The 14,296-nt window shown below is 43.9% G+C and carries 13 protein-coding genes; 7 read left to right on the forward strand and 6 right to left on the reverse strand.

Annotation, left to right across the window (positions count from 1 at the left end; genetic code table 11):
• Positions 1 to 32: 32 nt before the first annotated feature.
• The 5 genes from dinB to hutH all read right to left on the reverse strand — a co-directional run bounded on the left by dinB (position 33) and on the right by hutH (position 7,809).
• Entirely contained in the window at positions 33 to 1,247 is a 1,215-nt protein-coding gene (gene dinB, locus J0656_RS12595; protein WP_207034431.1) for a DNA polymerase IV, read from the reverse strand.
• Between the two features lie 766 nt (positions 1,248 to 2,013).
• A complete protein-coding gene (gene hutG / locus J0656_RS12600; protein ID WP_207034435.1) occupies positions 2,014 to 2,985 on the reverse strand; it encodes a formimidoylglutamase in 972 nt (323 codons plus the stop codon).
• Between the two features lie 4 nt (positions 2,986 to 2,989).
• A complete protein-coding gene (locus tag J0656_RS12605) occupies positions 2,990 to 4,993 on the reverse strand; it encodes a urocanate hydratase (RefSeq protein WP_207034438.1) in 2,004 nt (667 codons plus the stop codon).
• 10 nt (positions 4,994 to 5,003) lie between these two features.
• Positions 5,004 to 6,230 carry an imidazolonepropionase gene (gene hutI, locus J0656_RS12610; RefSeq protein ID WP_207034441.1) on the reverse strand — a complete coding sequence of 409 codons (1,227 nt, stop codon included), beginning with the start codon at positions 6,228 to 6,230 and terminating at the stop codon, positions 5,004 to 5,006.
• A gap of 1 nt (position 6,231) precedes the next feature.
• Entirely contained in the window at positions 6,232 to 7,809 is a 1,578-nt protein-coding gene (gene hutH, locus J0656_RS12615; RefSeq protein ID WP_207034443.1) for a histidine ammonia-lyase, read from the reverse strand.
• Positions 7,810 to 7,883: 74 nt separating this feature from the next.
• Here hutH and J0656_RS12620 point away from each other — a divergent pair, with 74 nt between their 5' ends.
• Both J0656_RS12620 and J0656_RS12625 read left to right on the forward strand, forming a co-directional pair.
• Complete coding sequence (locus J0656_RS12620; RefSeq protein ID WP_207034446.1) at positions 7,884 to 8,771, forward strand: LysR family transcriptional regulator; 888 nt, start codon at positions 7,884 to 7,886, stop codon at positions 8,769 to 8,771.
• A 48-nt stretch (positions 8,772 to 8,819) separates the two neighbouring features.
• The gene (locus J0656_RS12625; protein ID WP_207034449.1) at positions 8,820 to 9,374 is read left to right on the forward strand and encodes a nitroreductase family protein; all 555 of its coding nucleotides are present in this window, start codon (positions 8,820 to 8,822) and stop codon (positions 9,372 to 9,374) included.
• Here J0656_RS12625 and J0656_RS12630 read toward each other — a convergent pair.
• Positions 9,371 to 9,883: a DUF456 domain-containing protein gene (locus J0656_RS12630; RefSeq protein WP_207034451.1), complete on the reverse strand. Its 513-nt coding sequence runs from the start codon at positions 9,881 to 9,883 to the stop codon at positions 9,371 to 9,373. The two genes, J0656_RS12625 and J0656_RS12630, sit on opposite strands and share 4 nt — an antisense overlap.
• A 134-nt stretch (positions 9,884 to 10,017) precedes the next feature.
• Between J0656_RS12630 and J0656_RS12635 the strand changes: the two genes are divergently transcribed.
• The 5 genes from J0656_RS12635 to ruvC are packed head-to-tail and all read left to right on the forward strand — an operon-like array spanning position 10,018 to position 14,261.
• Complete coding sequence (locus tag J0656_RS12635) at positions 10,018 to 10,380, forward strand: BlaI/MecI/CopY family transcriptional regulator (protein WP_207034454.1); 363 nt, start codon at positions 10,018 to 10,020, stop codon at positions 10,378 to 10,380.
• Entirely contained in the window at positions 10,377 to 12,035 is a 1,659-nt protein-coding gene (locus tag J0656_RS12640; protein WP_207034457.1) for a M56 family metallopeptidase, read from the forward strand. The genes J0656_RS12635 and J0656_RS12640 overlap by 4 nt, the downstream gene beginning before the upstream one ends.
• 9 nt (positions 12,036 to 12,044) lie before the next feature.
• Positions 12,045 to 13,181 (forward strand): tetratricopeptide repeat protein, encoded by a 1,137-nt coding sequence (locus tag J0656_RS12645; RefSeq protein ID WP_207034460.1) that lies wholly within the window; start codon positions 12,045 to 12,047, stop codon positions 13,179 to 13,181.
• A gap of 44 nt (positions 13,182 to 13,225) precedes the next feature.
• Entirely contained in the window at positions 13,226 to 13,705 is a 480-nt protein-coding gene (locus tag J0656_RS12650; protein ID WP_207034463.1) for a hypothetical protein, read from the forward strand.
• 1 nt (position 13,706) lies between these two features.
• A complete protein-coding gene (ruvC, locus tag J0656_RS12655; RefSeq protein ID WP_207034465.1) occupies positions 13,707 to 14,261 on the forward strand; it encodes a crossover junction endodeoxyribonuclease RuvC in 555 nt (184 codons plus the stop codon).
• The last annotated feature ends 35 nt before the right edge of the window (positions 14,262 to 14,296 follow it).

Below are 14,296 nucleotides of genomic sequence, written 5' to 3' on the forward strand. Positions count from 1 at the left end.
CGACTGCGCTCGAGGTGACATATGTTTATTGCTCATTGTTTCCTGTGAGCTAAAACCACAGGCGGCTCCCCATTAAAGGGATTGTGCATGCTCTCGATGGTCTTTGCACCCATGGCGGAGGCACGCAACACGCTCCGACTTCCGAACCTGTTACGGACACGGTCCATAGCTTGGTAAAGGCTCAGGGTCTCCTTGGTATCTTCAAAAAGGTTAATCTGGTAATTGCCCGAGACCAGATGACTAAATCGAATCCCGATGAGACGTACCAACATTCGTTTGTTATATAGCGAGTCGAACAGCTCCAATATTTTTGGGATGAGGGTGTGGTCTGCACTCGTGTACGGAATTTGCGATTGTTTGGAATAGGTGTTGAAATCGGAATACCGAATCTTTACGGCGATACAGGCTGTTAATTTATCGCCCCTACGCAGTTGGTAGGCCAGATTTTCGGTCATGGCAATCAAAATCCCTCTTAGTTTGACGACGTCGATGGTGTCACGGTCAAAAGTCCGTTCATTGGAAATGGATTTTCTATCGTGAAAAGGGATTACGGGCGTATTGTCAATCCCATTGGCCCTTTTCCAAATGACTTGACCATTGGCGCCCAACACCCGTTGCATAATGTCCATGGGCATATCCTGAATGGTCTTTACCTGCCGTATGCCCAAGTTTCTTAGGGTTTGATAGGTCTTGTCGCCTACCATCGGAATCTTTTTGATGGAAAGCGGGGCTAAAAAAGGCTTTTCCAGACCAAAATCTATTTTAAGCTGATTGTTGGGCTTGGCCTCGTTGGTCGCCACTTTGGAAACTACTTTGTTCACCGATAGCCCGAACGAAATGGGCAGTCCCGTTTCCCGAATAATCTTTTGGCGCATTTCCGTGGCGTATTTGTAGCAACCAAAAAAGCGGTCCATGCCCGACAGATCGGCGTAAAACTCATCAATGCTCGATTTTTCGAAAACAGGTACATGTTCCTTGATGATTTCCGTGACCACATCCGAATACTTGCTGTAAGTGCCCGCATTGCCGCGGATGACTACGGCTTCTGGACAGAGTTCCTTGGCCATTTTCATGGGCATGCCCGAATGAACGCCAAATCCACGGGTCTCGTAGCTGCAGGCCGCCACCACACCGCGGTCACTGGTGCCGCCCACCAATAAGGGCTTGTTCTTAAGCTCTGTATTGATGATGCGCTCCACGGATACATAAAATGTATCCAAGTCTAGATGCAAGATCGTCTTTTCCATTGTTCAGTTGAAGGAAAGCTAAATTATGGAAATATTCCTATAAAATGGAAATAATCCATAAAATAAATATCAACAACCCTTGCTGTTATTTTTTCCGAAAAATCATCCTATCTTTGTCACGTTGTGTTGGATTCCAGTCACGATGATTGGAATCAGGTTGAAGCATCAAATCGATGCTCGCCAATGAAAGGCTTTCCTTTTGGAAGGCTTTTTTTGTTTGTGGTGGGGAGTAAAAAGATAAGTGTGGATGTCATCTCGAGTCTTTCGACTATGCTCAAGATAAACTGAAGTCGAAAGGCTCAGAAATGTAATTCAGATTTCTCAATCGTCACGGCGTTCCTCATTTCGAAATGACCAGTTGTATTTTTTTGTAGAAAAAGTCATTTCGAACCGAATCCCGATAGCTAATGGGAGAAGTGTGAGAAATCTCTAACTAGAAATTAAGTCTTGCATCTCGACTGCCTGCCCGTCCAGCAGGCGGGCGCTCGACATGACCGTTCAAAAATATTAGCGAGCATTCGTGTAATTCCTGCCTGCCGCAGGCAGGTGTGTCAAGCCATTTATGGGGAATAGGCAATAATAGATTCTTCGCAAAGCCTGTCTTGAGCGAAGTCGAAAGGCTCAGAATGACAATTAGATTTCTCAATCGTCACTGCGTTCCTCATTTCGAAATGACCAGTTGCATTTTTTTGTGGAAAAAGTCATTTCGAACCGAATCCCGATGGCTATCGGGAGAAGTGTGAGAAATCTCAAGCCAATAGTAATATCAACTTCCAGAAACACTATGTGCCACATGGTGCATCAGCGAAGCGGCCAATTTAGCCGTCTGTCCATCAATATCATACTTGGGATTCATCTCGGCAATGTCCAGACTGATCAATTTTCCAGAGCCGATAATCGTTTTCAAACATTCCAAAACCATATACGGGCTAAAACCCATGGGCGAAGCAGCACTGACTCCAGGGGCGTAGGCCGAAGAGAACCCATCCAAGTCGATGGTCACATAAATGTGGTCCACATTTTTGGCGAAGGCATTGATCCAGGTTGTGATTTCTTCCAGTAGAGGAATTTGGAACGTATCATTCATCACATAGATGACATCAAGGTCCCTTGCCGTTTGAAATAGATTTCGGTCATTGGCATCTTTTCGGATGCCGAGACAGAGGTAGTTAAAATCGATGCCCTTTTTTTCGCAGTCTTTCGCTATCTGATAAAACGGAGTGCCCGAATTGCTCTGCTCCGTGTTTTTCCGCAAATCAAAATGCGCATCAAAATTTATGATGCCGATGGTTTGCCCTTCTTTTTTGGCATCCAAATATGTTTTGATGCCGTTGAAGTGCCCGTAGGCCATATCATGCCCACCGCCCAAAACAATTGGGAACTGTTTTTTTTCCAAAAGAGTTTTGACTGATTCCGCAAGTTGTTCTTGGGCAGCTTCCATATCGCTATTGGTGCAGGTAATGGAACCCACATCTTGCAACAGTACATTGCTCCCCAAATGGTTGGGCATCTTTCCAAAATTGCTTTTGATGACATCGGGACCTTCCACGGCACCCACACGGCCTTGGTTTCGGCGTACGCCTTCGTCGCAGGCATAGCCCAAAAGCGCAATGGATTTTTTTTGTGCTTCGGGAAGTTCGTCCAAGGGTGTACAATGCACTTTTTCGTGCAGATACAGCCATTTGTTGGAAATCCTTCCTGTCCAAAGGTCTTTTTTCGGGGGTTCGTAGTGTTTCATCACATTAAAAAAGATGGTCCAAAATATCGGAATCTACAAGATACGGCAAAGTTACCTTTAAATTGGGGGAGCGCTCCATTTCTCGTTCAATGGCAAAGCGAGCTTCTTTGTTCCGTGCCCAGCTTCTACGGGAAATGCCGTTGTTCACATCAAAAAACAACATTTTTTTCAATCGGTTAGAGGCTTCTTCGGAACCATCGAGTACCATGCCAAACCCTCCGTTGATTACTTCGCCCCAGCCAACGCCGCCGCCATTGTGAATAGAAACCCAAGTGGCCCCTCTAAAACTATCGCCAATCACATTTTGAATGGCCATATCGGCGGTGAACTTGCTGCCATCATAAATATTGCTGGTTTCTCGAAAGGGAGAATCGGTTCCGCTTACATCGTGATGGTCACGCCCCAACACCACGGGAGCACTGATTTGCCCCTTGGCAATGGCCGTGTTGAAAGCATCAGCAATCTTACTGCGTCCCTCGGCATCGGCATACAGGATGCGAGCTTGGGAGCCTACCACCAATTTATTCTGTTCCGCTTCAGATATCCATTTAATGTTGTCTTGCATTTGCTGTTGTATTTCTTCGGGAGCTTCGGATTTTATCTTTTTCATCACTTCAAGGGCAATGGCATCTGTTTTTTGAAGGTCTTTTGGGTCGCCCGAGGCACATACCCATCGGAACGGTCCAAAACCATAATCAAAACACATTGGGCCCAAAATATCCTGTACGTAGGACGGATACCTGAAATCGATATTATTTTCAGCCATCACATCGCCGCCCGATCGGGAAACTTCCAATAAAAAGGCATTGCCATAATCAAAAAAATAGGTGCCCTTTGCGGTGTGTTTGTTGATGGCATTGATTTGTCTTCGCAGTGATTCTTGTACTTTTTCCTTGAAGACTTCGGGATTTTCCACCATCAAGGTGTTGGATTTTTCAAAAGAAAGTCCAACGGGATAATAACCGCCCGCCCAAGGATTGTGTAACGAGGTTTGGTCGGATCCCAAATGAATAAAAATATCCTCTTCGTAAAAACGTTCCCAAACATCCACCACATTGCCGATGTACGCCAAGGAAACCACTTCTTTGTTTTTAACGGCTTCTTTCGTGCGTACGACCAGTAGGTCCAAATCCACCAAAAGTTCATCCACCCAACCTTGGTCGTGGCGTTTTTTGGCGGCTTCGGGGTTGACTTCTGCACAAATGGTGATTCCGCCTGCAATGTTTCCTGCTTTGGGTTGGGCGCCGCTCATGCCGCCAAGTCCAGCAGTCAAGAAGATTTTGCCCTCTGGGGACTCATTTTTCTCCAACACTTTTCGGAACGCATTCATGACCGTAATGGCGGTTCCGTGCACAATTCCCTGTGGGCCAATGTACATATAGGAACCTGCCGTCATTTGTCCGTATTGAGTAACGCCAAGTGCATTGAAACGTTCCCAATCATCGGGTTTGGAATAGTTGGGAATCATCATGCCGTTGGTAACGACCACTCTTGGCGCTTCTTTGGAGGACGGGAAAAGTCCCATCGGGTGCCCTGAATACATGTTCAAGGTCTGCTCATCGGTCATTTCTGCCAAATATTTCATGGTGAGCAGGTACTGTGCCCAGTTTTGAAACACCGCTCCGTTGCCTCCGTAGGTAATCAATTCTTCGGGATGTTGTGCTACGGCAGGGTCCAAATTGTTCTGAATCATGAGCATGATGGCCGCCGCTTGATGTGTTTTGGCGGGGTACTCCGAAATAGGTCGTGCATACATTTCATAATCGGGCTTAAACCGATGCATATAGATGCGACCATAGGCTTTTAATTCCTCCGCAAATTCTATTGCAAGCTCTTTGTGCCAAGCCTCGGGAAAATAACGTAGCGCATTCTGAACCGCCAGTTTTTTCTCTTCGTTGGAGAGAATATCTTTCCGTTTTGGCGCTGGATTGCCATTCTTGGGATAGGCTTTTTTGGGAGGAAGTTGCTCTGGTATGCCTTGAAGTATTTGTTGCTGAAATTCAGTCATGAGTTAGATTTTAATGGACAGATGTTCCTTGTTTCCAAACTTCGCTTGGCTTTAGTTGTCCTTGGTGGTAGGTGATTTCTTGGTAGTTGTCCGTCGGGAAAATAACAAAATCGGCCTGCACGCCAGCTTCCAATTTGCCTCGGTCTGTCAAACGCAAAGTCGCTGCTGCCCTGAAAGTGATACCCGCTAAAACTTCGGTATTGGACAGTTTCTCAAAAGTTCCCAATATACTAGCTTGGGTCAATAGATCGCCCATGGGAGCGGACCCTGGATTATGGTCGCTGGCAATGGACAAAGCGCCGCCTGCATCCAAAATTTTACGGGCAGGGGTGTAGGCGCACCCTAAACCGATGGACGCCCCAGGCAATGCCGTGGCAATGGTGTTGCTCTTGGCCAGCAATTGAATTTCTTTTTCGGTGCTGGCTTCCAAATGGTCGGCACTTACCGCATCAAAATCCACCGCTACTTGACTACCTCCTGTGGTGAATTGGTCGGCGTGTACAGTGATATCGAAACCCATTTCCTTTGCTTTTTGAAAATAAGGGTTGATTTCTTTGGGAGAAAAAGCACTTTCTTCCACAAAGGCATCCACGCGCTTGGCCAGATTTTCTGCTTTTATGATAGGGAACAATTCGTTGATGATAACGTCCAAATAATCCCTGTCCTGATGCCAATCTTTGGGTTTCATATGGGCTGCCAGACAGGTAGGGACCAAGGTTGCATTTGAAGTTTCATTCGCCGTTTTGATGGCGCGAAGCATTTTTAGTTCTTCATCCACGGAAAGGCCATAACCACTTTTCACTTCGATGGTGGTAACGCCATTTTTAAGATGTTTTTTACTTCTATAAATAATTCCCTTAACCAATTCTTCTTGTGGTGCCTTTCGTGTTTGGGTTACGGTGTCCCAGATGCCACCACCTGCCTTGGCAATCTCCAAATAGGTTTTTCCTGCATTTCTGTAAGCGTAATCCCGAGCGCGCGTACCCCCAAAACAAATATGGGTGTGGGAGTCTACAAAGCCAGGTAGGCAAACATGGTTTCCTTCGATATGGTGAATGTCGACATCATCGGATATCAACTCATTAAAAGCACCGACTTTGAGAATTTTTCCTTCGGAAACCAAAATCCCCCCATTTTCAATAATGGTCAGCTGCTCATCTTTGAGCACTCCTTTTAAGGGGAGTCCTGTCATGGGAAGCAATTGGGTGAAAGGTCCTATTAATAATGGTCTGCTCATTTTAGTATGTTTCAAATTCATCAAGATGTGGGGCGTTCCACTTCAGTTTTTTTTCATCCATCACACGGTCCACCAAATCTATGATTTCCCTGTTTTGAATGATTTCAATTCCTTTTTCAATGTCATCTGCAAAAACACGGTCGTTCTCGGCAAAGGCGACTTTGGTTCTCAGAAATGTATGGATTTCATCCAACAGAACGCCCGATTTTAATGGTTTTCTGTACTCGAAGGCTTGGGCTGAGGTCAACAATTCAATAGCAAGGATTTTCTCCACATTTTCAATTATGTTGAGCGCTTTTCTACCACTGATGGATCCCATACTCACGTGGTCTTCTTGCCCTAACGAAGTCGGAATGCTGTCTGCACTGGCAGGGAAACACAAACTTTTGTTCTCGCTCGCCAATGCTGCGGAAGTGTATTGTAAAATCATATAGCCCGAATTGATGCCCGTATCCTTCATCAGTAATTTGGGAACACCTGGACTGTTGCCTTCTAGTGCCAAGTAGATACGTCGGTCGGAGATGTTTCCGATTTCCGAAGCGGCCAAAGCGGCATAATCCAAGGCCATGGCCAAGGGCTGGCCGTGGAAATTCCCCCCACTGATGGTCAATTCATCATTTATGATGACAGGATTGTCCGTAACCGAATTGAGCTCGATTTCCAACAATTCTTTCAAATGGAGCCAAGCATTACGGGAAGCACCATGCACTTGTGGCATACAACGAAGGGAGTAGGGGTCTTGCACCCGTTCGCAATCGATATGGTCCTCCAAAATCTCAGAACCTTGGAGCAGGGTGCGGATTCTGCCCGCCACGTGTTGGTTACCTTTGAACGGACGCAGTTCATGCAATTCTTCATAAAATGGTTTCATAGAGCCTTGAAGTCCCTCCAACATCATAGCGCCGATAATGTCGGCATGTCGCAAACAATATTGTAGTTTGTGAACCACCATTACCCCATGTGCAGCGATAAATTGGGTTCCGTTGATCAAAGCGAGTCCTTCTTTTGGGCCCAATTCCAAAGGTTGCAATCCGTTCTGTTCGAAAAGTTCTTTTGTTGGAATGGTCTTTCCTTCGTATTCTACTTTACCCAAGCCAATCAATGGTAAAAAGAGATGAGACAATGGAGCCAAATCCCCAGAAGCACCGACCGAACCTTGTGAGGGAACCACGGGAATGGCATCGTTCTCCAAATGCCAAAGCATACGTCGCAGGGTGGTTTCAGCAATACCTGAAAAACCTTTGGCCAAAGCATGGATTTTAAGAATGAGCATAATTTTCGCCAATTCTGTGGAAATAGGTTCTCCCACACCTACACTATGACTCTTTAATATATTGGATTGAAGGATTTTGGTATCAGCCTTTGATATTCTTGTACTGCACAAGGGGCCAAAACCCGTATTGATGCCGTACACCGTATCGCCTTTTTCCACTATGCGCTGCACGCGTTGGTAACTGGCATTTACATTTTTGAGGCATTCATCGGTAAGAATACCTTTTATGGTGCCATGGGCCATGCCCAAAGCTATGCTTGCGGTTAAATGGTCTTCACCAAATTGAAATGTTCGGTCTATCGCCATGTTTTTTCTTTTGAATAAAGTTAAAGGTTATGATTAATAATTACCAATACTTATTTTTGTAATAATCAATAACTATGAATTATCAACTAGAACTTAGACATTTCATCTACTTTTTGGCTGTGGCCGAAGAGCTTCACTATAGAAAAGCAGCTGAAAAGTTGTTTATTTCCCAACCTGGGTTGAGCACTCAAATCAAACAGATGGAAGAAATATTGGGCACCCAATTGTTTGTAAGGGACAAGAAAAAAGTAAGCCTCACACCTGCAGGAGAATATTTAAAAAAGGAGGTGGAATTTATCCTGAATCACCTCGAACAGACCAAAAAACAGGTAAAACTGATTGGAGAAGGACAACTAGGGGAGGTGCGTATCGGCTTTTTGGGTTCGGCCATGCAAAATGTAGTACCGAATTTATTGTTGGGACTGAAAGAAAAGTTTCCAACGGTCCATACCACTTTGGAAGAGCTTTCCAATCGAGCTCAGATAAACGCCATATTGGCGGACCGATTGGATTTGGGCTTTGTACGATTGTCCCGAGTACCCAAAGGATTGGATGTGAGACCTGTTTTTGAGGACACCTTTTCCTTGGTGCTGCCTGGGGACCATCCTTTGGATGAAGCCAATTTTAAGAACATCAATCAAGTGGCGGATGAGGATTTTATCCTTTTTTCCCAGGATTATAGCCCCATGTATTATGATACGGTTTTAAGTATTTGTGAGGATAGTGGGTTTGTGCCCAATGTTTCACATAAATCGGTGCATGCGCAGACCATATTCAAGTTGGTGGAGAACAAATTAGGGATAGCCATTGTGCCGACGACGCTTCAGCATGGATTTCAGATGAAAGTAAAATTCATCGAAATGAAAAAAATAAAACAGCGTGCGGTGTTGAGCATGGTCTGGAAAACGGATAATAGAAACCCTGCGCTTCAAAAATGTATGGACCTCCTTATGAAATTATGATGGCAAGGTTTTGCAGCGTAACTTTGGAATTCAACTTAATTCAGCAATATGATTTTTGATTTGATCAAGGAACGAAGAAGTATTTTCCCTCCACAATATATTGATAAGCCAATCGCCAAAGAAACTTTGGAAAAGATTTTGGAAGCAGCCAATTGGGCACCTACGCATAAGAAAACGGAACCATGGCGCTTTAAAGTGTTGACAGGCGAGAAAAAGCAGGAATTGGGCATTTTCCTTTCCAATAAATATGAGGAAGTAGACCCAAGCCCAAAACAAATGAAAATCAAAAAATTGCAATTTAACCCATCCAATTCGGGAGCGGTAATCGCCATCTGTATGCAGCGGGACCCCAAAGAAAGTTTGCCCGAGTGGGAAGAGATTGCCTCTGTGGCCATGGCGGTCCAAAATATGTGGTTGTGCTGTACCGAACTGGGCATTGGCAGTTATTGGTCTTCCCCTGGACTCATTAAATATATGGATGAGTTCTTTGACCTAAATGAAGGCGAAAAGTGTTTGGGCTTTTTCTATATGGGTTATTTTGATGGAGAAGTGATTCCATCCGCAAGAACGCCTATTGCTGATAAAGTGGAATGGTTTGACTAACTAAACGTAAACAGGTCGCCCGCGTACTTGATGGTAATGTAAACGTAAAATATAGCGTAAAGAAGGGTTACGACAAACTTCATAAAAGTACCTGTCAAAAAACCTAGAAACGAACCAAAAGCCGCCTTAAGGGCGGTTTCTTTATTGGCCTTGTTCAGCAATTCTCCGACCAATGCACCAATAAACGGCCAGATTATAATTCCAAGTGGTCCAAATATGGGAACAAATATGGCAACCAGTAGACCCACAATGGTTCCCCACATACCTGCTTTGCTGCCGCCGAACCGTTTGGTACCCATAGCGGGAATCACATAATCCAAAATGGTTATGGCTATGGCTATCACAAAAGTGATACCGAGCACCCACCAATTGTCGGGCACTGCCTTGGTCAAATAGAGTAATAACAATCCGACCCAACTTATGGGCGGACCAGGCAGTACGGGCAAAAAACTACCCAATATCCCGACCAGCATCAAAAGAAACCCTAAAATGAGCAATGCAATGTCCATGGCTGTGTTTTACTGTTAGACAAATGTAGCCGACAATTGTTACAAACAAAATCTAATTTTTCAACTAAAAAATTAGTTTAAACTAAATATTTAGTTATATTTGTCCTGTATTGAACTAAAAAATTAGTTGAAAAATGAAACAACTCACCAAGGCAGAAGAAGAGGTTATGCAGCTCCTTTGGAAAATTGAAAAGGGGAATGTAGCCGCAATTCTGGACGAATTGCCAGAACCCAAACCAGCCTATAATACCGTGTCCACCATTGTCAGAATTTTGGAGGACAAAGGTTTTGTATCCCATGAAAAAGTGGGCAAGGGGCATGTGTACTTTCCTTTGATGAAAAAGGAAGAGTACAGCAACCAACGTTTGAATACCTTGATGGATGGGTATTTCCATGGATCATTTAGCAGTATGGTATCCTTTTTTATGAAGAAAAATGATATCAGCCTGAAGGAACTCGAAGACATTATGAAGAACATTAAAGACAAAGAGCAATGATTACCTATATCTTAGAATCCTTGGCATTTCAATTGGTCTTTTTGTTGGCGTATGACCTATTTCTAAAGAGAGAGACCTTTTTTCAATGGAACCGTGTATATCTGTTGGGTACGTTTGCCCTTTCCCTCATATTGCCCTGGGTAAAGATTCAAGCACTCCAGACCACTATGCCACAGGGTTTGGAAACTACAACGGTATTCCTTTCACAATTGAACGGTGTGGTACTTGGTCCAGGCGCAGAGGAAACCAGTTTTCTGGACCGTATCCCATGGCCGTATTTGATTTTAGGCATAGGAAGTATGTTGGCTACCATTTGGTTTGTGTACAAATTGATTCAAATTAGCAGACTCCGTCATAAAAGTATTGTTGAGAATTATAAAGACTTCACAAAAATCACAGTGCCCAAAAGTACCTCGGCCTTCTCCTTTTTCCGAAACGTTTTTATGGGCGAGGACATCAAAAAGGACAAAGAGGCCAACATTTTGGCGCACGAATTGGTGCACGTAAAGCAATGGCACACCCTGGACCTGCTCTTTTTTGAGCTGGCCCGAATCGTCTTCTGGTTCAACCCTTTGGTGTATATCTATCAGAACAGGGTGGCCGAACTTCATGAGTTCATTGCCGATGAAAGAGCCGTCAAACACAACAAGGAGGCTCATTTTGAGATGTTGTTGTCCGAAGCGTTCCATACCCAAAATATCAGTTTCGTAAATCAATTTTTTAATAGATCACTAATCAAAAAACGAATAGTCATGTTACAAAAAAAGAAGTCCAAAGCCGTATGGCAGTTAAAGTATGTATTGTTGTTGCCCCTTGTGTTGGGTATGTTGGTATACACTTCTTGTGAAACCAACAAGGAAGATGCCGAGCTTGATTCGGGTGATGGAGTATCACTGGCCGTTGCCAATGAGATACCATTTGGAGTTATTGATGAGGTGCCTGTTTTTCCAGGCTGTGAAGGTGCCGCGGACAAAAAGGCCTGTTTCCAAGAAAAAATACAGGAACATATCCGTAAAAACTTTCATTATCCCGAAGCAGCCCAAGAACAAGGTATCGAAGGAAGGGTGGCCGCGATGTTTCGAATAAATTCTGAGGGAAGCATAGTGGATATTAAAATGAAGGGACCTCATGAGCTTTTGGAAAAGGAAACCGAACGAATTTTGTCCAAATTACCTCGAATGCAACCCGGAAAGCATGAAGGTAAAATTGTGCAAGTACCATTCTCAATTCCAATTATTTTTAGGTTAGATGGCAATGATGAAGAGGAATTGAACAAGGAAATTCAAAAGTTTGGTGACCGAGGAGATGGTTGGGTCCCCTTTGCCGAAATTGATGAAGCACCGATATTTCCCGGCTGTGAAAATGCAGCCGACAAGAGAGCTTGTTTCTTGGAGAGCGTTCAAAACCATGTTCGCAAACATTTTAACTATCCGCAAGAAGCACAGGAACAGGGAATTCAAGGTCGGGTGGCCATTATGTTCGGTATTGATGCGGATGGAGATATCGTGGATATCAAATCAAAAGGCCCAAGTCCTATTTTGGAGGCTGAAGGGCAAAGAATAATTGCGAAATTGCCAAAAATGAAACCTGCAATACAAGATGGAAAACCAGCCGATGTGATTTTTTCCATTCCAATAACATTCAAATTAAAATAAGCAATCCGTTTGAATAAGATAATTGTTCTCATACTCTTTATAAGTTGTAAAGCCGGTGCACAAACATCGGCTTTGTCCGTTGCCGATAGTTTGTATGCCTTGGGCAATTACACCGCGGCAATCAACGAATATGCAACGATCGGGGATGAAAAAGCCAGCTTTCAAATAGCACGCTCTTATAATTCCATAGGGAACTATGATAAGTCCATTGCCCAGTACACAGCTATTTTGGACAACAATCCTGCATTTGAACTGGCACGCTTTGAACTGGGCAAGCTATTGTTGAAAACCAAAAACTATGCATCAGCCGTGGAAATGTTTCAGGTTTTGACATCATCGGAACAACAGAACCCTGAGTATTTCTATTATTTGGGAAGGACCTACGAATCCCTTGATCAAACGGATAAATCAAACAAGGCGTTCAAGACCGCTGTGAAAATGGACAGTACCCATTTACGCAGTTTGTACGCTTTGGGAAAATACTATGTGGGTCAAGAAATCAGGGATTCCGCACTGGTCTATATCGATAAGGGCCTTCAGTTTTATGAAAACGATGTGGCCATGATCAACCTAAAGGCCTTGGCCTATTTTAATAACGGTCAGTTTAAACAAGCCATTCCCCATTTTGAACGATTATTGGAATTGGGTGAGGAAAAGCCTTTTGTGTACGAAAAACTGGCCTTTAGCTATTTCCGAAACTGGGAACCAAAAAAGGCATTGGATACATATCACAAATTGAGCGAATTTCCAGATAAGAAAGCGGCCGCCTATTCTGGATTGGGAGAGGTACATTTTAAGGAAAAGGCGTTGGACAGTGCGCAATACTACATTGAAAAATCCATTGAAGAGCGAATGGCTACCTTTCCGCAAGAATATGCAGATCTTGGTCGAATCGCTAGATTGAAAGGACAGACCGAAAAGTCCATGGATTACTATGTAAAGGCTTGGGAAGAGAACAAGGATGACTATTACAATTATTATCAGATCTGTATTCTCGCCGATGAGTACTATAAAGACCCCAAAACCCGTTTAAACTATTACGAAAAGTTGCTCGAAATGTACCCTGACATAGTTCCTTGGCTCAAGGAACGGGTCACAAAACGCATAACAGAGATAAAGGAGGAAATCCATTTTGTCGGCAACTGATTTCTTCAAAATGTCGTAATTTCAGCCAAATTCTAGGGGCTGTCATGCAGAAGTTTGTTTTATCAATCATTTTTATGGGGTTGCTCGTGTCCTGCGAGCTGTTCGAGTCCAAGGAGGACAAGACCCAAAAACTGGTCAATGAAGAACTTTTGGCCATCGATTGGAACGATGTGGACCAATACCCGCTTTTTGAGGACTGCGATGAAACCGCTCCCAAAGAGGCACAACAGGAGTGCTTTCAGAATGTGATCACCGAATATTTTTCCGAAGCTTTGGTTGGGCTCGAGTTTCAGGTTCGAAACGATATGAACGATACCGTATATATCGATTTTTTGATTGATGAGCACGGTTTTATTTCGGTTTTGAACGTGGAGGAAAAAACCTCCGTACTCAACGAAATATCGGATTTCAACAGCAAGATCTCCGAAAGTTTGAACGACTTGACGACCGTGGCGCCCGCTTTGAAAAGAGGAAATCCTGTAAGTCTGCGTTTTAGGCTTCCGCTCGTACTAAACACCAACTGATTTGGCTACAGAAAAAATTATATTGGGAATAGATCCTGGAACCACCATCATGGGTTTTGGAATCATCAAGGTTATCAACAAACAGATGCATTTTGTGCAAATGAACGAGTTGATGCTCAAAAAGTACGATGACCCTTATACCAAGCTCAAACTTATTTTTGAACGCACCTTGGAACTTATCGACACGTATCACCCCGATGAGATTGCCATTGAGGCCCCATTTTATGGGAAAAATGTGCAGTCCATGCTCAAGTTGGGCCGTGCGCAAGGAGTAGCGATGGCGGCTGGGCTGTCCAGACAAATCCCGATTACCGAGTATATGCCCAAGAAGATAAAAATGGCCATAACGGGCAATGGGAATGCGAGTAAGGAGCAAGTGGCCCGAATGCTTCAGAGCGTCTTAAAATTGAAATCCTTACCCAAAAACCTCGACAGTACGGACGGCTTGGCGGCCGCAGTTTGTCATTTCTACAATGAGGGCAGGGTAGAGGTAGGCAAAAGCTATACGGGTTGGGAAGCTTTTGTGAAGCAAAATGAATCAAGAATTAAGAAATAAGGATTGTTCATTGCTAATTGTTAATTGATCATTGA

It is taken from the genome of Flagellimonas aurea, from assembly GCF_017313785.1.
GTDB lineage: Bacteria > Bacteroidota > Bacteroidia > Flavobacteriales > Flavobacteriaceae > Flagellimonas > Flagellimonas aurea.